A 21755-nucleotide genomic window follows, 5' to 3' on the forward strand; every position below is an offset into this window, starting at 1 on the left:
AACGCACCATGGTATAACGATTAAAAATTGAGCAAAAAAAAGGTTCAAGGAGTAGTGAATGCGTCTTAGAGAATATGCGTTATTAATTTATGCATTACTAGTTTGCAGTGCGCCGTGCAGCGCAACGCAATTAACTATTTCTCAGCCCGGCTCGTATCAATTAGGTAGTAATTTTTTCGCAACGCCTGCTGCGCCTAACGATAATTCAATTGTTATTGCGGCAAGTAACGTCATTTTAGATTTTAACATTCATAGTATTTCCCAAATTAATACGACGACCGGCTTTAATGGTGTCCTTATTAATTCCAATGTGCACGATGTTATCATTAAAAACGGCATTATTCAGAACATCACTGGTACTGGTATAATTCTTACTGGAAGCAATGCACGTATTAAGATTATCGACATGTCGTTTGAAAATTGCGGAGCTGGAGGTTTGCTTGCTAACGGATTGACCGGAACTATTAATGATCTTGATATTCAACGATGCCAATTCATTTCATGCGGAACTACTTTTACAAACGCGCGCGTGGCGGATCTGCAAAACTGCCAAGGATCTAGAATAGCGGACTGCGTTTTTAGTAACGCGATTAATAATGGCGGCACTGCTACGGCTATTACCATGAGTAATTGCACCGCTTGCGATGTGATTAATACCGCCGTTGAAAATAATGCGAACAACTCAGGCAACTTTGTAGCAATTTCACAAACCCTCAATAATGCATGTGGATTAAAAGGAGTTGCAGTGCGCAATAATACTGCTGCTCTTTCCTTAACCGGTTTCTTGCTCAACGAAGTTTTTGGCGGGATATATACCGCTTGTTCATGCATTGGAAATATCAATGGTAATGCAAGTTTAGCAACAACATTTAGCGGATTTTCTATTATCAATGCAACCAATGGGTTCAATATTTTTTCTGGTTGCTCGGTCATTTCAAATCGGGCGAGCGGCACTATTGCCAATGCAGGTTTTTCAATTACCGGTACCGGCAATGTTTTTTTAAAATGCATTTCAAATGGCTTAGCAAGCACTGGAAACAATTCAGTTGGATATTTAAATATCGGCACCGGGCCCCAAACATATGTTGAATGCATAGGATCTTATAATGTGTCGAGTGCAAGTGCGACAGGTATGATTGAGACAAATTCGACAAATTCGCTTATTGTTCGCTCCTATTTTGGGCGTAATATTGGGGCAACTGCTGCCACTTCGTTTGGTTACGCACAGCCAACTACCGCCTCGCGTATTTCGCTTTGTGAGAATGTTGCGTTTAATAATGGCACGACCAGCGCTAATCAATTTTTGAATGTGGCAGCTAGTGCGACTTCTGCGGTAAGCTTCAATACGATTAACGCTACAGGAAATGCACCTTGGACTAATTTAGGGGTAAGTACTTAACGATAAAAAGGGTGAGATGAAAAAAGTTATATTATTCCTGCTGGTAGCTTTTAATAGTTCCAATGGAACGCAGCTAACAATAGCGCAGCCTGGCGTTTATCAACTCGGATCAAATTTAACATTGACCCCAACTGCTTCAAACGATCAAATAATCAGAATTAGTTCCAGCGGGGTAGTGCTCGATTTTAATGGCCATTTTATTTCGCAGCTCAATACAACAACCGGAATCGATGGCATCTTAATTGACTCGAATCTTTCTGACGTCACGATTCAAAATGGCGTCGTTCGGCAAGTCACTGGAAATGGGTTATCGATAAGTTCAACTACCACGAATATTACTATAACTAACATGACTTTTGAGACGTGCGGCACAACTGCAATTACCGGTACGGTAGTAAAAAATCTTTACATAAAAGATGTTTATTGTGTCGGTTGTTGTTCAAACAGTACAAGCACCAATGTGGTATTACTTACAAGCGTGAGCAATGGTTCTATAAAGAATTGCGTAATCGATAATACCATAAATACATCACCTGGTACTTTTTCAGGAATGCTTATTAACGGATGCAATGCATGTAATTTTGAATCGGTTACTATACAAAATTGTTCTGCCGCTGGAACCGCCTTTAATGGGTTGAATGATCAAATCTGCGTAGGCTGCCAATTTTTTGATGTTAACGTAAAATTTAATCAAGCCTCTGGCAATTTTAATGGATTGAGCACAACATCAACGTATGGCATTTACACTGATTGCTCATGCGTTGCAAATACCGCTGGCGGCCTTTTTAATGGCTTCGTTATTCAGCCAAACGCAAGTCTTTGTGTATTACAACGGTGCCTCGTTAACAATAATATAAATAATGGCGTCACAGGATCTGGGTTTTTAATAAGTGGCTTTTCATGTACTTTAATTGACTGTATTTCCAGCCATTTATTCAACCCATCAAGGAATACAGCTTCTGCTGGCTTTCTGCTCCAAAGCGGTGGCGCGGCAAATACGTTGTTAAATTGTATCGGCACTCAGCAGAGTGATAATACCGTGTACGGTATGTTTGTAAATAGTACTCAGCGCCATGCGGTTCTTGGGGGAATCCTCATGAGAGATGTGGGCGCAAGTGATCCGACCTCATTTGGCGTACTAGAGGTTTCGGGAATTCAAAACTTATATGTTCGACTGGTTGCTTATAACAACGGCCAGACGCAGACACAGCAGTTATTTAACGTTGCGGCCGGATCGGTCAATACTATTCCAGCGGTTCAAACGAGTAATATTAACAGCGCAACATTACCGTGGAGTAGTGTGCCTGTAGCGAATTAATACTGGTAAAAAGTAGGAACGTGATGAAAAAAATAGTAATAAGCACGGCAATAGCCAGCATGGTATTCATTTGTGCCAAACTTTATGCGCCGAGTCTGACCATTTCTCAGCCAGGATTTTATCAATTATCGCAAACATTAGCTGCGTCACCTTCAACTCCCGGCGACGCGCTCATCTTAATCGCTGCCAGCAACGTGGTTCTTGATTTTCACGGTAATCCAATCGTGCAAAATAATGCTACTTCCCCTATTGATGGCGTGCGTATCAATCCAGGATTAACAGACGTTACGATTCAAAACGGTGTTATTCGCAATGTCACCGGCAACGGTTTATCAGTTACTTCGAGCGATACGCAAATTCAGGTTATCAATATGATGTTTGAAAACTGTGGCGCTACGGGAATTTCTGCAAACGGTTCTGCTGGCTCTATAAACAATATTGGCATCTCCGGATGCAAATTTATTGGTTGCGGATCAAATAGTACTTCAACTACAATTCTTGCATTAGTTAGTTGTATCGATGGATCGATAAATGAATGTGAAATTGCTGGATCATCCAACAGTTCAACGACAACGTTTGCTCCATGTTCCATTTTAAGCAGTTCTCTCATAACGATAAATGATTTGCGCATTGAAGATAATGTGTCCACGGCGAGCGCTTTTGTCGGATTGGCAGATTTTAGTAACACGGCATGCACATTCAATGAGGTCATCGTACGCAAGAACCTCGCTGTGACCAGTACTTTTAACGGATTTTTAATAGTATCTTCTGGTAATCTCTATTCCAATTGTTTGTGCATGAGTAATTCAAACGGTGTAAATGGTGCTTTCTATGGCTTTGCGATTACGGGATCAAATAATGCGCAGAATAATATTTTCCAAAATTGCGCCGCTATGTCTAATGTCTCAGTGGCGCAACAAGGTCTTTTTGGATTTTATATCGATGCCCCCAATAATTCCTTTTTTAATTGTTTTGCCTTAAGCAATACTAATTTTAATCAGGATACTGGCACGACGCCTGTTGGAGGGTTGACCAACGTATTTGCTTCAACCGTGGGATTTTATGTAACGGGGCCGGTCGCTAATTTCATATTTTTTGATGCATGCATTGGCGCTAATAATATTGGCAGTACGGTCGTAGGAAATACCGCAGGAATTATTTTGCAGCGACTGAATGGAATAAGTAGCGCAAATAATGCTTGTCGGAATGGGATTTTTTTTAATAATTTAGGCGTCAATGCAGGCGTTTCATCTCGTGGAATCATAAGTCAAACCAATAGCTTTTCATTGTTCACGCGCAATGTTGCCTATCAGGGGAGCACGGGCAGTGCCCAAAGCCCAATAACTGGCATCATAGGCACTTCGTTCACTACGCCAACTGCCCCAGCGACCGATAATATGAATACGGCTCTCATTTATTGGACAAATTTGAATATTATTGCGTGAAAAATTACTGCAAAAAAGAAAGAGTTTTATGAAAATCAATTTATTTAAATTATCATTCATTGCGCTCTTGTGCGCCACTGCGCCTAAAATTTGCAGTACGCAGTTAACTATCACTCGTCCAGGTTTCTATCAACTTGGGGAAGATTTTCTTGTATCTCCAACCGCAAATGGCGATGCGGTGATAAGGGTCGCCTCAAGTGACGTGACCATTGATTTCAATGGCCATTTTATTTCGCAACTGAATACCACTCAAAATATTGCTGGCGTTTTTATTAATCCTGCGCTCAATGATATTGTTATACAAAATGGTCTGATTCAAAATATCTCGGGCACCGGAATCGTGGTAACTGCATCTGATATGCGTATCGAAATAATTAACATGACGTTCACTAATTGTAGCGCCGCGGCACTCGTGGCAGATGGAACGAGCGGCACCATTAATAATCTGGAAATTCGTAGCTGCATCATGAGCGGCTGCTGCTCGAATGGTACCGATCGTAACGTGGTGCTTCTTTCACGTTGTAACCGTTCGCGAATGCTTGACTGCGTGCTTGATAATACTGTTAACACTTTGATTGGAATCAACACGCAAACTACTCAGTTTGCAATGCTGAGTCTTGCTTCATGCAGTATGTGTACGTTTAAGAATATATGGATACAAAACAATTTTTTTAGAGCTTTTGGAGCAACGGGCCAAATTCCCAACGTTAGCCTCATCCAAGAATCGGGCGACAATAACTGTGAATTTGATTTTGTATTAATACGCAATAATCAATGTTTTAATACGGGCACTCTTGGCGCGAATAATCGTTTTAATGGATTCGCCGCTCCCTCGGTTTGCGATTCTAATAGATATGTAAATTGTCAAATTGTTTCAAATGTTATGGCAAATTCTCAGTCGCAAGATATGAACGGTTTTTTTGGAATATGGACAAATTCAATTTTTGATCGTTGTTTTATAGTGAGTTGTTCGGCTACAAATAATTTGGGATTAAATGGGCTGAGAACGATTAATGGATCGAATGCAAACGTGTTCAATGGCTGTTGCGCCATTGGAAATAGTAGTTTTCCTATTACCGGCGCGACTGATGGATTTAATTGTCCAGATACGAACTCCTTATTTAAGAGTTGTATAGCGGCATATAATACTTCTTCAGTAAATACAAGTCTCGGATTCAATCTGCCACAAACACCGGCGCATGTAGTGCTTTATGAGAATATAGCGCATCGAAACCAAGGACCTACTAATGCAGGCTCGATTGGTTTCTCGTTCAGTGGAACACGCGCCTCTCTAGTCACGAGAAATATTGCATATAATAACGGAACAATTGCTGCAAATCAGTTTGTTAACGTAAATTCCGGATCTCAAATTCAGATCACGAGTGATTTGATACAGACGGTAACGGCGCCATGGAGCAATTTAGCAATTTCGCAATAACAGATAATCCCTGATTTTAATAATTCCCTTGTATTAGTTTGTTGATTTTTTACCTCGTAGCTGAGTATTTGATAGAGAGAAATAAAAAGAAGCAAAAAAAGGATGATGATGAAGCAGATTTTTTTTAGTAGAGGTCGCGAGATTATAATTGGGATTTTACTGACGTTCTTTGGAGCGGCATTTGGCAATGAACCCAATCAAGTAGCCGGTAAAGCGGGTTCTGCCGCCCAGTTCGTCACGCATGAAGAATCGACGGTAATAGAACATGCGCTTGAACATATGCTGATGCGCATGGCGGAAAATAATGAAGAGCCAACTGAAAGTATATTGCGGCTTTATCAAGCAGTAACAGAAAAAACCGAAATTAAAATAGAAGATCTCAATGAACTGCTGCCAGTAATGCTTGAATGCATGAAAGCTGAGCAAGAAAGAGCAGCGCGGCCAGATGCGCCTGATGCACTGGGCAACGGCGCAATAAGCGGATGCTGCGGATGCTGCGATTTATCTCAGATTCTGGCGGTGCTTGGCTCAATACAAGCAAAATTAGTAATAATAAATAATCTGATTGTGGAATGCTGCGATGAAATTCGTTTCGATTTTCAAGCAACATGGAGTATTCTCGCGAATTTGAATGTGACTGCAACAGTAGATTTAAACCCAGTGTTTTCAGTTATTGCTGATTGCTGTAATGGTACCTTTAGTACGCTTGCAAATCTGAGTTTTACTGCAGTCGTAGATTTAAATCCGGTATTTACCGCGCTTAATGCATGCTGTAATGGAACATTTACGGCGATCAATAATGTAAATAATAATGTGATCGCAACATTCTCTGTGCTGAATCAAATTATTATCAATCAGCAGGGTACGTTTAGTGCGATTGACGCGTGCTGTGATGGAACTTTTAGTGCTATAGCAGATCTTAAATTATCGCTGACCGCAATCCAAGTAAACTTCAACTCAGTGTTTACCGCACTGAACGCATGTTGCAATAGCACTTTCTCAATGCTAGATAAAATAGATAGAGAAGTGATTGGCACTTTTAGCGTTATTAATGCATGCTGCAATGGCACATTCTCAGCAATAGCAGATCTTAAATTATCGCTGACCGCGATCCAAGTGAATTTCAATCCAGTATTTACTGCGCTCAATGCGTGCTGCAATGGCACGTTCTCAATGCTCAATAAAATTGACACAGAAGTAATTAGTACATTCTCAGTATTGAATACGATTATCATAAATGAACAAGGAACGTTTACGGCGATCGCTGCATGCTGCAATGGCACATTCTCTGCAATCGCCGATATTAAATCATCATTGACGGCAATCACGGTGAACTTCAATCCAGTATTTACTGCATTGAACGCATGCTGTGAAAGCACATTTTCGATGTTAGATAAAATAGATAGAGAAGTGATTGGAACGTTTAGTGTAATTAATGCGTGCTGCAATGGCACGTTCAGCGTGCTTGCGAATTTAACGGTAACCGCAACCGCTTGATATAAAAAATACGCTGACGGCCTGCGGCGCTATACCGATTTTTACATCGACAGAAATTACGATGTCTGGTAACTATTGTTTAGCGAATGATATTATCGGAACGATAACGATTTCATCAAATGAAGTTCATTTAGATTTAAATGGTTTCTCGATCATTAGCACAGACACAACGGGAATTGCTGAAATTCCTACGCCTCCGTTTATTATTCAATGGGGTGCAATAAGTATGAATAATGTTGAAAACGTATCGGTTCGTAACGGTCAGTTATATAAACTCGGCATTTTTGCGAGCACATGCACAAATGTACTGATCGATTCGATAGCCTCCTTCTCTTGCGGAGTGCCGGATATTAATTGTACGGGAATGAATCGCCTAAGCGTGTCTAATTATTCAATTTTTAATCATTATGGTTTTTCTTCATGTGTAAGTGCAGAACTAAGTAATGATATTTCATTTGAAAATTTTAATGTGAATGATTCGCAATATGCCCAAGGATTTACTATAATTTCTATTGATAATTTTGAGGTAGAGAACCTCTTCTTAAATAATCCCAGCACGCCAAGCGCGACTATCAATGCCTCGTCTATCGCTGCCACGAGCGTCACGAATTTAAGTATTAGAAATGTAATAACCGAAGCTGGTGCTATATTCGTTGTAACATCTACAGGTATTATAATAGAAAATGTTCAATCAAGCTTATCGACAAATGGTTTTTCTTTTATGAACAACGTTCGAAACGTTAGCATAGCAGATTGTATATGCAGAGATTCTGATGTTGTGGGCGGCGTGCTGCAAAATATTGTTACGGGAACCAATATCCGAGTTTCAAATTTTAACGTAGAGAATTGTGTTGGGAATGAAGTAATTTTAGCCACAGATATTACTAACTGTGTATTTGAAAATTATAATGCTTCAGAATGTGTTTTATCTGCTCCTGCTATTGTGGTAGATAATACCTCTTCTGGAACGACTACTGGTGCTCAATTAACATTTGATAATTGGACATTAAATGAGTGCGCGCTTATTTCAGTATTCAATATCAATACCGCTCCAGATATTCAAATTAGCAGATTTAAAGTTACAAACAATAACTCATTGAGTTCGATTAGTTTTGCAAGAGTTACAAACTCGCCGAAAGTAATTTTTGATGACTGCATTTTCTCCGATAATGCATCAAACACTGCTGACAATATCATTACTGCTCAGGCTAGTGATTTTATCAGAATTAATAATGTTGTGATTGAAAACAACACCTTTGCTGGAGGCCAAAACGGAATTGTTTTTAGTGCGGGCGTTCTATTAACAGTTACGGGATGCGAGGTGACAAATTGTCGAATAGAGAATAATGCTCTCAATACATCCGGAATACCTGTCGTTTCATTAAATTTGATCGAAGCGACGGGCGTGCAGAGCTTGAACGTTTCTGGTAATATTATTAACAATAACGTCATCAATGCTGTTAGCGCATCAGAAAATATTATTATAGCTGATTCAGCTTCTACTAATGCGACTATAACGAAAAATACAATCAATTCTAATATGTTTAACGATGGCATTAGTTCAGTCGCTTCTTATATTAATACTTCAGCTGTAGCGCTTATTGAAGACAATATAATGATCGAGAATTCAAGCAGCACCGGTGCTGCGTTTGGAATTCAAGCAACTAGTAATGCGATTGTTAGAGGAAACGTTCTTAATTTGAACCAGTGCCCGCTTCAGATGATTGGAATAAGTGTGGTCGGAGAAGACTCGGTTATTGAAAAAAATATAGTCACACGAAATATAGGATCTACGAGCACTGGTATTCAAATAAGCGCAAGCAGGGGTATGGTTACGATGAACGAATCCCAGCAACATACAAATAACTATATTACAACTGGTGGCTTAATTATTCCGATTGCTGAACTGAGTTATGCCAACGGGATAATAGTACCAGTTCCTGTAGATGCTCCTCTATCTTCTTATCATAATCTTTCAATGGTTCCCCAACCGCTCAGTTATGTATCTACATTTTCGTTGATTCTTGAACTGAAAGATACACTAACCGTATGTGGGATTCCAACTCCTATAAGTAGCTCAACTGTAATTACGCAGTCTGGCACTTATTGTCTTACTCAAGATATCGTGGGAACGATAACTATCAATGCAGACAACGTTATTCTTGATATGAATAATAAACAGATCACGGGTGCAGTTCCCTTGGTCATCAGCTCCCATCAGAACATCTTAGTAAAGAATGGACGGATTACTAGTCCTGGCGTTGGTGGTCAAGGCATTCAGATATCTTCGTGTTTCGACGTAACCTTTGATAATATTCTGCTGAGCACTATTACTAACACTGCATTGTCAATTTCAAGTTGTGAAAATGTGCAGGTGACTAATTGTGTTTTTATTGGGTGTGTACTGCCAATAAGTATTGCATCTTCAATTGATACGATGTTAAAAAACTGCACTCTTCGCGATAATACCGGACGAACAACCGCGGGGGGCCCTACGTCGCAAACAGTCTTGATAATTGGATCCACCGGCACCGTTATGGATAACTGTGTTTTATTTAATAACACAAATTATGATACGATTACTGCCGTATCGGCATCCACTAACACCATCCTTCAAGATTCATCCTGGTATTCTAATAGCGTCTTCCTTCAGTCCGGCGGAAGCGCTGCCAATTCTCCACGGATTATTCTCTCTGCAAATAGTAGTAATACAGTGATCGAGCGTTGCGAAGTGAATGATAATTCAGCGCCGGTAGGTGGTAGTAATCTGTATGTCATAAATTCATTAACTGGTGATAGAACATGTCTCATAAGACATTGTACTGTGGCGCGAAATACTCCTGGAGCTGCAGCAAATTTATTTGGTATAGCAGCAAACGGATCAGGAGTGGTTTCCAAAAATACCATTTTTGGTAACACCTATGGGGCTGGCAGTCCGATTCAAACAGTAGCCGGCGCTGCTTTGATCATACAAAATAAATATGACAAACCGGCTTCTGGCGGCGTGGTTGCGGAATACAATTATAGTACTACTGTAGGGGTTGGAGGAATCTCGCAACCGCCATTGTCCCCTTTTCACAACATTGTTCAGGTTTAAAGCGACAGGCTTATACTAAAAAGGGCTCTCTCGAATTCGAGAGAGCCCTCTTTGCAATTGCACACAATAAATAACTAAAAAGACTATTTTTTTATAAACTCAACTACTAATTGAGACCAGCTTTCCATATTTGGAAAATAAGTCCCTAGCTCTTCAAGCGAAAGTAGTTCTCCACTTTTGAGTTCAGATTTTACTGAAATGTTTGGCGTTTTTCCTTGAAGCAAAAATACAAATCCGATGTGCACTTGCCCGACAGCGTTTGAATCATCATTTAAAATGCCAAGCGGTTTGATGAAGAACTCATCTAAATAATTCACTTCTTCATGAAACTCGCGACGTGCCCAGTCAAAAAGAGAATCGGTTTCCATATCTTCTTGGCGAATATGGCCGCCAATGCCGAGCGAGTATTTGTTTTGAAGACGCTTTTCGGTCGCTTGCGCCGTTCGCTGCATTAAAAAATAGCGCCCTTCGTGCTCAAAAACGAGATAGGGGATAATTTGTTTGTAAGCTGAATCTTGCTCCATCAATGAGCGGGGCAAGAATTCTTTATGTTGTTTGATAATTGCTAGATAATCATCAAAATTAACCGCTTTTAATCCATTCCAAGCAGGTTGGTGTTTAAAAATTTCTGCGCGGGGAACAACAAGAATAAGCTCATCTTGTTTTTGAGCTAATTGAGAAGGGGTAATTTGGGTTTGATTTACCATGGGTAATCCTTATTGATAGCGCTTGCACGCTTAGTAGGGGAAAATTATATAATTTTAAGTTAAGCAGAAATTATTTTTTTTGTAGAGATAAAAAATTATATAAAATAATGGCTTTATTTACCGCGGGCAAGTGCTACCGCATAATTAAAATCCATAAAATAATCTTGCCAGAATTTATCGGTTGATGAATAGCTGTTATCATAGACAAAGTAATCGATGAGCATTTCTCGCGCGCGAACGATTTCTTTTAATCTTTTTCTATTTTTTGGGTCAGCAACAGTTAAAAAAAGGAGCTCTAGAGCCCTTTCAAAGGCATCGCGGCTATATTCAAGATTTCCTTTATCTCTCCATCGGATCGTTCGTTCAATGTCGCTACCAACATTTGCTAATTGCTCCACGAGAGGAAGTTCAAACCAACGCCCAGCTGCAAGCCCATCGTGTCGCATCGTCATTTTTGTATCCATTTGTTCACGATTAATACAATTTTCTCTCTAATTTTTGGATCGTTTACTGATCGGCTACTATTGCCATGCGAAGGGCGCAGGTTTATCATGGAGTCAAATTCGATCCAGTCTGTCGTTTCTGCTAGGCCGGGATGTATATTGATACCCCAAAGATTCTCTTGTTGCGATCCGTTTTCTAAAAGGAGCATTTCCTCATCAGAGTGTAGTTCTGCGTCGATCGCTATAATCTCTTTTTCAATATCAACGACCGCTTTTACTAAACGATGATACATCTTCTCGGACATTTTTTTTAAATCGGCAATCGAGATTTTTTCTTTTAGAATATACATAGAGTTCCCAAAATGGCCTTACAACTTTTTAACTCACCCAACACAAATCTATCATAGCACATGTCATAGAATTTGTACCGCGCTTTATGATCATGAAAAATCTGCTATAGTAACTAGATAATAAGTACTTAAAGGGCGCATTCAAAAAGGTCTGGCATGAGTTACGATTTTAAAGCGATTGAAGAGAAATGGCAGCAGCGATGGGCTGAAAATAATCCAGCAAAAACCAAACCGACGGGCAGCGGTAAAAAATTTTATTGTCTGGATATGTTCCCTTATCCTTCAGGCTCAGGACTTCATGTCGGCCATTGGCGCGGCTATGTACTTTCTGATATTTATGCGCGTATTAAATGGCTTGAAGGATTTAACGTTCTTCATCCTATGGGTTGGGATGCGTTCGGGCTTCCCGCTGAAAACGATGCAATAAAAAAAGGCATCCAGCCGGAAGTAGGTACTGCCAAAAATATTGCCGTTTTTAAGGAGCAACTTAATAAAATCGGCGCTATTTACGATTGGTCTAAAGAAATAAACACCACTGATCCCGATTATTATAAATGGACGCAGTGGATTTTTCTCAAAATGTACGATGCCGGCCTTGCTTATCAAGCAGAATTGCCGATCAATTGGTGCCCATCGTGCTTAACCGGTCTTGCAAATGAAGAAGTGGTTAACGGAAAATGTGAACGATGCGGAACTATTGTTACAGAAAAGAAAATTAGGCAGTGGGTACTTAAGATAACCGAATATGCCGAGAAATTACTTGAAGGTTTGGATCGTCTTGATTGGCCTGAAAAAGTAAAACTCATGCAGCGAAACTGGATCGGTAAATCGCACGGAGCTGAAATTCAATTTATCGTTGTCACGCCCGCCGGCAAAAAATTACCGATGCCGATTTTTACTACAAGCCCAGAAACACTTTTTGGCGTTACGTTCGTCGCGATTGCTCATGATTACAAAGATATCAAAGAGATTTTGGCTGCAGGTAAAGAGAAAGAATTAACGAGTTTCATGAATCAATTGCATCAACAATCTGAGCATGATACGAATAAATTTGGATTTTTTACTGGAAGCTATGCAATTAATCCAATAAATAACCAAGAGATTCCTATTTGGGTTACTAATTATGTGCTGAGCGGTTATGGAACCGGTGCTGTTATGGGCGTGCCGGGGCATGATGAGCGAGATAATGAATTTGCAAACCAGTATGATCTTCCAATAGTATACGTCGTTGATAATGATCAAGTGCGTGAGCAAAAAAATGGCCCGCGTGGCTGTTATCCTTATCAAGGAACGCTTATTAATAGCGGTGCGTTTACCGGCACTCAAGAAAAAGCTGGCGCTCGCAAAATGATAGAAGCGCTCTCCAAAGAAAGTAAAGCTCAGGAAAAAGTAACGTATAAATTACGCGATTGGATTTTTTCGCGTCAGCGCTATTGGGGTGAGCCAATTCCTATAATTCACTGCCCAAAAGATGGCGTTGTGCCCGTTCCTGAAAATCAGTTGCCGGTTGTATTGCCTCGGGTAAAAGAATATCAGCCAACAGGCACTGGAGAATCACCGCTTGCAGCTATTGAATCTTTTGTAAATACAACATGCCCAAAATGTGGCGGCCCGGCAAAACGAGAAACTAATACGATGCCGCAATGGGCAGGATCAAGCTGGTATTTCTTGCGCTATCCTAATCCACATCTTAAAGATAAACCTTTTGATAAAAAAGATATGGAATATTGGCTTCCAGTGGATCAATACGTTGGCGGGATTGAGCATGCGATATTGCATTTGCTTTATGCACGATTTTATACAAAAGTGCTTTATGATTTGGGCTATCTTTCTTTTGATGAGCCGTTTGCGCATTTATTTAATCAAGGAATGGTATGCAAATATTCTGAACTATCCGGCCATGTTGAGAAGATGTCTAAATCAAAAGGGAACGTGGTTAATCCTGATGAAATCGTTGGAGAATATGGCTCCGATGCGCTTCGCATGTACATTTTATTTATGGGTCCTCCTGAACTTGATTGCGAATGGCAGGATTTAGGGCTTGAAGGCGTTAAGCGTTTCCTCAATCGACTTTGGCTCTTTTTGACAGATAAAGAGCGCATGTTGCCTGCAGGTGAGCGTGAAGAGAGTGAAGTTACAAAACGCTTCAATCGCTTTTTGAAAGATTATCAAGAGCGCATTGCGCATTTTAAACCTAACACGGCAGTTTCGGCTTGCATGGAATGGTTTAACGATGCTTCTGCGCAGAAAATGAAATTAAGCCGCGAAACGATGGAAAAATTATTAGTAGCGTTATCGGTTCTTATTCCTCATTTTTCTTCACAATTGTTGGAACAATTACTTGGCAAAGAATTGCAAAATTGCTCGTGGCCGCATTTTGATCCTGCACTTGCACTGCGTGATGAAATTTCATTTATGATTCAAGTAAACGGAAAATTGCGCGGCGAATTAATGATTGTGCCAGGATCTGATCGTGCGATTATTGAACCGCAAGCGTACACATTTGTTCAAAAATATGTTGAGGGAAAACAACTTGTTAATGTTGTTTTTGTTCCTGATCGATTAATAAATTTTGTAGTGAAATAAAAAGTATGCACACCCTTCGATACAATTTCTCGCTATGCTCGAAATCACTCAGGGCGAGCGGCCTTAGAGTTTTGAGAGATCAGTTTTCTGAGAGAGTTGGGCAGTCCGCTCGTGGTGAGTGTTTTGCGAATTTTGTGAACAAAATGTATCGAACCATGCGGACAGATAAATAAGGATTTATATGGAATTGTTGAATCAAGAAATTATCGAACAGTTAAAATCTGAAAGCGTGCGATTTCAATCGCTGCAGCAAGAAGTGCAGAAAGTAATCGTGGGCAATGAACATACGATTTCATTTATCATGATTGCTCTTCTTTCAAATGGGCACATTCTCCTTGAAGGGGTTCCCGGCGTTGCTAAAACAACGATGATAAAAACAATTACTCAAGCGTTAGGGCTTCATTTTAAGCGGATTCAATTTACTCCCGATTTGTTGCCGGCAGATTTGATTGGTACATTAATTTATAATCCCAAAACGCAAGAATTCGAAACGAAAAAAGGCCCTATTTTTGCAAATCTTATTCTAGCTGATGAAATCAATCGTACTCCTGCAAAGGTTCAGGCGGCTCTTCTAGAGGCGATGCAGGAACAACAAGTAACAATCGGTTCAAATACTTTTCCGCTCGATAAACCGTTCTTGGTTTTTGCTACACAAAATCCATTAGAGCAAGAAGGCACCTATCGTTTGCCGGAAGCGCAAATAGATCGCTTCATGTTTAAATTGCTTATTGATTATCTGACGCCAGCACAAGAAAAACAGCTTTTGCAGCGAAGTTCGGTAACAACTCCCGTGCATCAAGTATTAACGCACGATGATATTTTTGCAGCGCAAGAACTCGTAAAAAAAATATATGTCGATGAAAAAGTAATTGATTATATTATTTCTATTGTTTTTGCGACGCGTAATCCAGGTGCCTATAAAATGCCTCAGCTGAAATCTCTCATTGAGTATGGTGTTTCACCTCGCGCAACACTTGGTTTATTTCAAGCTGCGCAAGCACACGCCTTTTTGAGAAAACGGCATTTTGTAACTCCAGATGATGTTAAGGCGGTGGTACATCCACTCTTGCGTCATCGCATTACACTAACGTATGATGCGCAAGCGGATGCTATAAAACCGGATGATGTAATTACCACAATTATTCAAACAGTGCCAACGCCGTAAAAATTATTTTGCGTAAATGTTTTTAGGAGTTATGAAAATCAATGACGTTCGAGCTCTCTATTGGCTTAACTAACTTGTATCGCAGAAGATGAGGAATAAATGCGGCATTCATCGTTATATTCCGCTTGACAAACTCAGACCTAGAGGGTTATTGTTTGAAGGTAGTTCTCACGAAGGGACGCGATGAAACAGCCATGGTGGTTAATAAATAGTATTCTTGTTTTAGTGGCAGCGTTAGCAATAGCATTTATGTTTTTTGCACGGCCAAAGCTACCGGCGCGAGTTTCTTTTCAGCCGACGAGTGAAGTTCGTGCACACAAACAAGAGATAACAAAAATCGATTTGGCAAAAATTTATGCCAATGATCTTTTTGATACGTATAAAGCACCGGCAGTAATGCAGCCTGAAGTTCCAGATTCTTTGGGCACGCCATTGCCTCCACCTCCGACGCCTAAGGTAAGCACTATTCCACAAGCCCCTCCTCCTCGATTCCTTGAACCATTAGCAATCAATTTAAAAGGTATCGTAGTTGGTTCTGATGAGCGCCTTGACGTTGCGATCATTGAAAGCACCAAAGAAGGAAGATCGAAAAATTATCGCCTTGGCGAGAAAATTGAAGATGCACAGCTGATAAAGATTTATAAAAATAAAATTATTCTGATTCGTGCAAATGGACAACAAGAAACGCTCTATGTGAACCAATTTGATGCTGAGCTTGAACAACTTCTTTCGCCAAAAACGAATTGGGATTCAGTTATTAAGAAAGTGAATGAAACAGAATATCTGGTTGATCCAGATCTGTTTGTAGAGCGCGTTGAAAACCTTGCACAATTTATTGATATGTTCAATATCACCACGGTTTTCCAGCAAGGCGTGAGCATTGGATGCCGCATTGGCAAAATGCAGGCGACATCGCCAGGATTTGCGCTAAGTATTCTGCCTGGAGACATTGTTCAGGAAATAAATGGTATTTCTTGCGCAACGGTAAATGGACGCATGCAAGCGTATGAAAAAGTTTCTGCATTGCCTATTGGCGGTACGATTGCAGTAAAATTATTGCGCAAAAATATACCAATTAGTTTATTCTATACATTGCAAAAGATGGATCAAGTCGTTCCGCCAGCCTCTCAGGATGTGCAAACGGCCGATTCAACAATAACTGCGCAACGCACAATAAAAGAGCCCGATCGTATAACGGTAGCTCGAGATTTGGGCACGTTTGAGCTTGAAGAACAACGTTTGGCGCTGCGCCACAAGCAAGAAAAATACAGATCAGTGGTTAATGAAAATAATAAACATGAAAAACGAATTATGGTCTCCCAAAAACCGCAGCGAACATTGCGTGGCAAATTGCAGGATAGCTTTGAGCGCAACATATAACCGCGTGGATACATTATGAATAAGTATATTGTTTTTTTAGCGTTATCTACTTTCGTGCTTACGGGTACGATTTTCTCCGCTGAGCAAAAAACTCCGGCAAAAAAGCTTAATGGAAAAAATGAAGTTGCTGCGGCTCCGGTTTCCCCCGATCAACCGACAAACCCACCAATTGAAAATAGCGATATTCATAATACTCCTGTATTTGATCAAGATCCCCGTTTTGAGCAAGTTTGCCTTATAAATGAGGGCGATCAAAGTGAGCGGCTTGTGATTGATAAAGATGAGGCGAAGGAAACAGCCATTATTGGTGCGTTAGCCCGCCCGATAACCGCAACCGACGATCCTAAAGAAGCAATCGAAATAAATTTTGATAACACTGATCTCCAGAATGTTTTATTGTGGGTTTCTGATGTGTTCCAAGTTAATTTTCTAGCTGATGATGCAATTAATCCGCAGCCAGCAAACGCAAGAATAGTGAGTGGTAATAAAATTACGTTTAAAACGCAAAAGCCGCTCACAAGAAGGCAAGTATGGGATCTGTTTATCACCTTTCTCGATCTTTTTGGTTTGAGCATTGTTAAAGGCCCGACGCCGAATCTTTATAAGGTTGTTTCAACCGATCCTAAGGCAGTTCGTTCTGCGGCTCGTTCAACACTTACTTCTTTTTTAAACGTTCATTGGTCTTGCTTGCCAAATAGTGATGAACGGATTCGCTATATTTATTTTATTCGTAACAGTACGCTAGCAACGCTTCAAGGAATCGTAGATGCGTTTAGAAGTAATACAGGAACCGTAAATCCATTGCCCGATCTCAATGCGTTCGTTTTAACCGATAAGGGAACAAACGTTCGTTCTGTGATGCAAATTGTTGAGGAACTTGATAGTACAAGTTCTCCTGAAGCGCTTTCTGTTCTTAAACTAGAACATGCGGATGCTGAAGAAGTAAAAGCTTTTTACGATAAATTGACTCAAGCTGAAGATCCTCGCGGGCTTGCAGCGCGCATTTTAGGAGCAAAAAAAGCACCATCATCTATCTATTTTCCAGATAATACTCGCGTATTTGCAGAACGCCGTACCAATACACTGATTATTTTAGGAACGCAGGAAGGTATTCGTAAAGTTGAAGATTTTATTATTAACTATGTTGATACCGAAATAAAAGTCCCTTATTCGCCGTTGTATGTTTATGAACTGCAATATACAAAAGCAGAAGACGTGGCGGCTATTTTAACTGCGGTTACTAAATTTGCTCCGGATTCTCCAGCTTCGCAAAGCGGGGGTGTGCGAGATGGTGATAAATATCTGCGACCGATGACATTTCAAGCAGAACCATCTGGCAACAGATTGCTGATTAGTGCAGAAAAAGAAGATTATTTAAAAGTGCTTGATATCATAAAAAAAATAGATGTTAAGCAGCCGCAAATTGCGCTAGAAGTTTTAGTGGTTAACGTTATTGCAAACGACGATCGCGCAATCGGCGTTCAGATTAGAAATAAGGGCCAAGATGTATTTGGGCATGGGATCAATGCACAAACTTCTGGCTTGCCGCTGGGTGGAGGATCGTTTTCTTCACCGGTCGTTGATCCAAATAGTGGAAGTTTGCTTGCCAATCTCATCTCCCTTGCTCAAGGCCAAACGGTCGGCGCGACGTTGATATCGATCTCAAATAAGTTTAATAGTGTTTGGGCTCTCTTTAAATTACTTGAAACGCAAGTGCATCTTAACGTTATCTCTAATCCATTTTTGGTGACGGTGAATAACTATGCTGCGCAAGTTTCATTGGGCGAAACACGCCGTGTAATAACTGGTCAGGTGCAATCGCAGGTTAATACCGAAACGCAAGGTGATGTAACTGCCAATTTAACTGTAAATATTACGCCGCTTATTAATAGCACCGGAAATATTAACCTACAAATTAACATCAGCGTTGATTCGTTTACCGATACGAACAATCCTTCAAGTGCAACGCGCGATACGAAAACAATAAAAACCAACGCGAATGTAGGAAACGGAGAAGTTCTTGCAATTGGCGGATTGCTGCGATCAACCGAAACTGATATAACTAATAAAGTACCCATTCTTGGCGATATTCCTTTACTTGGCTGGCTCTTTAAGAACAAGGAAAAAACAAAAAGTAAGGATAATTTATTAGTATTTATTTCGCCACGCATTATAGAACCAAAATTAGAAGGCGGCATCGGTTCTTATTCCCAAGATAAAGCTGATCACAGCAAAGTGATTATGACCGAAATGCGCCATCCGGCTGAGCGACGCGATATTGTTCATCGCTGGTTTTTTCATGATCGTCCCGACGAAAATACGGAAGTGGTCGACAACTATATTGCTGGTAAAAATCAAGAGCAATGGTGCAATCCAGATTGCATGAACCCTTATTATGATCGAGTGCGTGTTGTTGGGGTGGGTGATTTACCGCCCGGTGTGCGTGAACGACTTGCGCCAGGAATTGTCAGTGAAGATGTAACATTGGAGCAAGAGCGCACCGAATTTGTTACCGCGACTCCTAAAAAACAAACTGCTGAAAAACCGGTAAACGCGCATTTGAAAACCGTTAATGCCAAAGAAGTTGTAACTTCAGAAAAAAAACAATTGGTGGCTCAAGCGCCGCGCACAAAAAATGTACCCGCTCGCCAAGAGAATAAAGTTGCTTCTGTAAAAAAATCTGTCAAAAAGCGAGGATCGATTATGAGCTCGTTACCTGAAGGTAAGGAGGCAGTAGCATGATCGATATTTTTATTCCAAGAAAAATCGGATCTTATTTTGTTCTCCCTCAGCGCATCCTTGGCGTTGATATTAATAAGCGATTTGTGCATGCAGCTCAACTATCGTGCGCGGGAAATCGCATCGTTATTGAAAAGTTAATGCAGGAGCCGATCGAGACAGATCAAAGCGTGGATTATCCACAGCGCGTTGCGTCGGCAATTAAAAGAATTATAAAACGAGCTGATCGCTATGATGCTATTAGAACACCACTTAGCAGTACCGGGATTGTTTTCAAGCAATTGACGTTACCGTTCACTGATTATGAAAAAATTAAAATGGTAGTGCCCTATGAAATTGAATCATCGCTTCCATTTTCACTTGCGGATGCAATAGTTGATGTTATAGTTATCGCAACGGATGAAGAAAAAAAGAGCTCTACGGTGCTCGTTGCCGCTACTCAAAAAGCGCTTGTGCAGGAAACTCTTTCTTATTTTCAATTAGCGGGCGTTGAGCCGCAGGCGGTGACCGTCGATGTTTTTGATATTTATGGGCTCTATATGATGATGCCATCACTTTCAAATCTTTCGGGAAGTGTTGTGCTTATCGATGTGGGCCAGTATATGACGCGCATCATGCTTATTATTGATCGCCAACTAAAACTTATTCGTACCGTGCCAAAAGGTGTTGTGACGATTGCGCGATCTATGGCAAATTTGCTCAACATTTCGCCAACGCAGGCTTTAGAAGAGCTTCTGCGATTTGGATTTGAAAAACATGATGGAGCGGAATATTATCAGTCGGTTACTTCTGGATCGGCGGATTTTTGGCAAACCGTTCAGTTTACGCTGCAATCATTCAGCTCTCAAATTTCTTCTGGTCAGATAGATCATATTATCTTAATGGGATCTGGATGCGAAATTGCAGGTATGCGTCAATATGCAGCAAATTTCCTCAAACACGATGTAACTATTTTTGATCCGCATGCATTATTGAATAATAAAGCAATTACGATCAAGCAAGGGCAACGAATTGAGCAAGATGCGGTACATAGTTTAGCAGCGGCGCTACCAAGCCCTATAACGAGCGATATTAATTTGCGCCAAGCAGAACTTGCGCCTTCAACTGCAAATTTATTTCTCCAACAATTCCTCACTGCTGCGATTTTAGCATTTTCAATTCTTGCGGGATTGATTGGTTATTCGTGGTGGCAAACTTCGTCCGCCGCAAAAAAAGTAAAAAGCAGCGAACGTGAAGTTGTTCGTGCACTGCAGGATTTACAGCTTACCGATGCAATGGACTTGCAACGAGCTGAAAGTGAAGCTGCTGAAAAAGTGCAGCGCGAAGAAGAACTATGGTTTGCATTCTCTCGGCAAACACGATTTTCATTCCTTAAAGCGTTACAAGAATTGAGCAGCGCAATTGATCGCGATGCGATCGGATTGAAGTTGCGCAAATTAGTAATTACCCCAAACGCCTTACTTTTTGAGGGTGAGGTAAAAGATTTTAATGCGCTTAAAGTGCTTGAGCGTGAATTGCGCGAATCGAATCTCTTCATTATTGTTCCGACGATGCAAGAGTTAAAAATTAATGAAAAGTTCTTCTTCAAAAAGAATGGGACTGAACAATGATGGAATTTTTTAAACGTTTACAAATTACCATCGATTCAATAGACGAAAAACAGTTCCGCTATTATGTACTTGCTGCATTTGGCGTTATTTTTTTAATAGCAGGAATTATTGTTTATCGCTATTATTCAACGCTTGGTACCCTGCGAAAAAAAACAATCGAAATTAATCGCAAACGTGAGCAAGTAAGTGAACTGCTCGGGCGTTACGAAATGGTTAAAAAACAACAAGCCGAAGTTGATGCGATTTTGGCAAAAGATAAAGATTTCAAAATTGGTGGCTATTTTAATGATCTCGTTTTGAAATTTGGACTTGCTTCAAATAAGACACGCGAACCTGAAACATCGCGCGAGACGCTGGATAATGGATACACTGAAGTAAAATTGTATGCAAGTTTTACCAATATGACGACCAAACAAGTTGCAGAACTTCTTGATGCAATTGAGCAAACCGATCGTGTATACACTAAAGAAGTTGAGATGTATAAGCAGACTGGAAATGGTAATGGACAAACAATTAACGTTAATTTACTAATCGCAACTATCGAACCGAAAGCGGAAGAGATTTCTGCTGTAGCGGAGTAA

The 21755-nt window shown here is 40.4% G+C and carries 15 protein-coding genes; 12 read left to right on the plus strand and 3 right to left on the minus strand.

The window, feature by feature from the left end; translation table 11 throughout:
- Positions 1–58 precede the first annotated feature (58 nt).
- The 6 genes from HYX58_05985 (at position 59) to HYX58_06010 (ending at position 10194) form a co-directional block, all read left to right on the plus strand.
- Complete coding sequence (locus HYX58_05985) at positions 59–1399, plus strand: hypothetical protein (protein ID MBI2775532.1); 1341 nt, start codon at positions 59–61, stop codon at positions 1397–1399.
- A 16-nt stretch (positions 1400–1415) separates the two neighbouring features.
- Entirely contained in the window at positions 1416–2717 is a 1302-nt protein-coding gene (locus HYX58_05990; protein MBI2775533.1) for a hypothetical protein, read from the plus strand.
- 23 nt (positions 2718–2740) lie between these two features.
- Positions 2741–4162 carry a hypothetical protein gene (locus HYX58_05995; protein ID MBI2775534.1) on the plus strand — a complete coding sequence of 474 codons (1422 nt, stop codon included), beginning with the start codon at positions 2741–2743 and terminating at the stop codon, positions 4160–4162.
- A 28-nt stretch (positions 4163–4190) separates the two neighbouring features.
- The gene (locus HYX58_06000) at positions 4191–5600 is read left to right on the plus strand and encodes a hypothetical protein (GenBank protein ID MBI2775535.1); all 1410 of its coding nucleotides are present in this window, start codon (positions 4191–4193) and stop codon (positions 5598–5600) included.
- A 108-nt stretch (positions 5601–5708) separates the two neighbouring features.
- A complete protein-coding gene (locus HYX58_06005) occupies positions 5709–7097 on the plus strand; it encodes a hypothetical protein (GenBank protein MBI2775536.1) in 1389 nt (462 codons plus the stop codon).
- 61 nt (positions 7098–7158) lie between these two features.
- Positions 7159–10194: a right-handed parallel beta-helix repeat-containing protein gene (locus tag HYX58_06010; protein MBI2775537.1), complete on the plus strand. Its 3036-nt coding sequence runs from the start codon at positions 7159–7161 to the stop codon at positions 10192–10194.
- A gap of 83 nt (positions 10195–10277) precedes the next feature.
- Here HYX58_06010 and HYX58_06015 read toward each other — a convergent pair whose 3' ends face one another.
- The 3 genes from HYX58_06015 to HYX58_06025 form a co-directional block, all read right to left on the minus strand.
- Positions 10278–10901 (minus strand): hypothetical protein, encoded by a 624-nt coding sequence (locus HYX58_06015; GenBank protein MBI2775538.1) that lies wholly within the window; start codon positions 10899–10901, stop codon positions 10278–10280.
- A gap of 113 nt (positions 10902–11014) precedes the next feature.
- Positions 11015–11353, minus strand: coding sequence for a hypothetical protein (locus HYX58_06020; protein ID MBI2775539.1), 339 nt, complete (start codon positions 11351–11353; stop codon positions 11015–11017).
- On the minus strand, positions 11350–11694 hold the full coding sequence (locus HYX58_06025; GenBank protein MBI2775540.1) for a hypothetical protein: 345 nt from the start codon (positions 11692–11694) through the stop codon (positions 11350–11352). Before HYX58_06025 ends, HYX58_06020 begins: the two co-directional genes overlap by 4 nt.
- Positions 11695–11850: 156 nt before the next feature.
- Between HYX58_06025 and HYX58_06030 the strand changes: the two genes are divergently transcribed.
- The 6 genes from HYX58_06030 (at position 11851) to HYX58_06055 (ending at position 21755) form a co-directional block, all read left to right on the plus strand.
- Positions 11851–14280, plus strand: a complete 2430-nt coding sequence (locus tag HYX58_06030; protein MBI2775541.1) for a leucine--tRNA ligase — start codon at positions 11851–11853, stop codon at positions 14278–14280.
- Between the two features lie 181 nt (positions 14281–14461).
- Positions 14462–15445, plus strand: coding sequence for a MoxR family ATPase (locus HYX58_06035; GenBank protein ID MBI2775542.1), 984 nt, complete (start codon positions 14462–14464; stop codon positions 15443–15445).
- Positions 15446–15628: 183 nt separating this feature from the next.
- Complete coding sequence (locus HYX58_06040; GenBank protein MBI2775543.1) at positions 15629–16825, plus strand: hypothetical protein; 1197 nt, start codon at positions 15629–15631, stop codon at positions 16823–16825.
- Between the two features lie 15 nt (positions 16826–16840).
- Positions 16841–19567, plus strand: a complete 2727-nt coding sequence (locus HYX58_06045; protein ID MBI2775544.1) for a hypothetical protein — start codon at positions 16841–16843, stop codon at positions 19565–19567.
- Positions 19564–21174 carry a pilus assembly protein PilM gene (gene pilM / locus HYX58_06050; protein ID MBI2775545.1) on the plus strand — a complete coding sequence of 537 codons (1611 nt, stop codon included), beginning with the start codon at positions 19564–19566 and terminating at the stop codon, positions 21172–21174. The genes HYX58_06045 and pilM overlap by 4 nt, the downstream gene beginning before the upstream one ends.
- The gene (locus HYX58_06055; GenBank protein ID MBI2775546.1) at positions 21171–21755 is read left to right on the plus strand and encodes a hypothetical protein; all 585 of its coding nucleotides are present in this window, start codon (positions 21171–21173) and stop codon (positions 21753–21755) included. The genes pilM and HYX58_06055 overlap by 4 nt, the downstream gene beginning before the upstream one ends.

It is taken from the genome of Candidatus Dependentiae bacterium (genome assembly GCA_016191325.1).
GTDB lineage: Bacteria > Babelota > Babeliae > Babelales > JACPOV01 > JACPOV01.

Excerpts from the sequence above, each read along its gene's own strand:
- HYX58_06015 (MBI2775538.1), bottom strand. The coding sequence starts at position 10,901 with ATGGTAAATCAAACCCAAATTACCCCTTCTCAATTAGCTCAAAAACAA.
- HYX58_05985 (MBI2775532.1), top strand. The coding sequence starts at position 59 with ATGCGTCTTAGAGAATATGCGTTATTAATTTATGCATTACTAGTTTGC.
- HYX58_06055 (MBI2775546.1), top strand. The coding sequence starts at position 21,171 with ATGATGGAATTTTTTAAACGTTTACAAATTACCATCGATTCAATAGAC.
- pilM (MBI2775545.1), top strand. The coding sequence starts at position 19,564 with ATGATCGATATTTTTATTCCAAGAAAAATCGGATCTTATTTTGTTCTC.
- HYX58_05995 (MBI2775534.1), top strand. The coding sequence starts at position 2,741 with ATGAAAAAAATAGTAATAAGCACGGCAATAGCCAGCATGGTATTCATT.
- HYX58_06010 (MBI2775537.1), top strand. The coding sequence starts at position 7,159 with ATGTCTGGTAACTATTGTTTAGCGAATGATATTATCGGAACGATAACG.
- HYX58_06035 (MBI2775542.1), top strand. The coding sequence starts at position 14,462 with ATGGAATTGTTGAATCAAGAAATTATCGAACAGTTAAAATCTGAAAGC.
- HYX58_06025 (MBI2775540.1), bottom strand. The coding sequence starts at position 11,694 with ATGTATATTCTAAAAGAAAAAATCTCGATTGCCGATTTAAAAAAAATG.
- HYX58_06040 (MBI2775543.1), top strand. The coding sequence starts at position 15,629 with ATGAAACAGCCATGGTGGTTAATAAATAGTATTCTTGTTTTAGTGGCA.
- HYX58_06005 (MBI2775536.1), top strand. The coding sequence starts at position 5,709 with ATGAAGCAGATTTTTTTTAGTAGAGGTCGCGAGATTATAATTGGGATT.
- HYX58_06000 (MBI2775535.1), top strand. The coding sequence starts at position 4,191 with ATGAAAATCAATTTATTTAAATTATCATTCATTGCGCTCTTGTGCGCC.
- HYX58_06045 (MBI2775544.1), top strand. The coding sequence starts at position 16,841 with ATGAATAAGTATATTGTTTTTTTAGCGTTATCTACTTTCGTGCTTACG.
- HYX58_05990 (MBI2775533.1), top strand. The coding sequence starts at position 1,416 with ATGAAAAAAGTTATATTATTCCTGCTGGTAGCTTTTAATAGTTCCAAT.
- HYX58_06030 (MBI2775541.1), top strand. The coding sequence starts at position 11,851 with ATGAGTTACGATTTTAAAGCGATTGAAGAGAAATGGCAGCAGCGATGG.
- HYX58_06020 (MBI2775539.1), bottom strand. The coding sequence starts at position 11,353 with ATGACGATGCGACACGATGGGCTTGCAGCTGGGCGTTGGTTTGAACTT.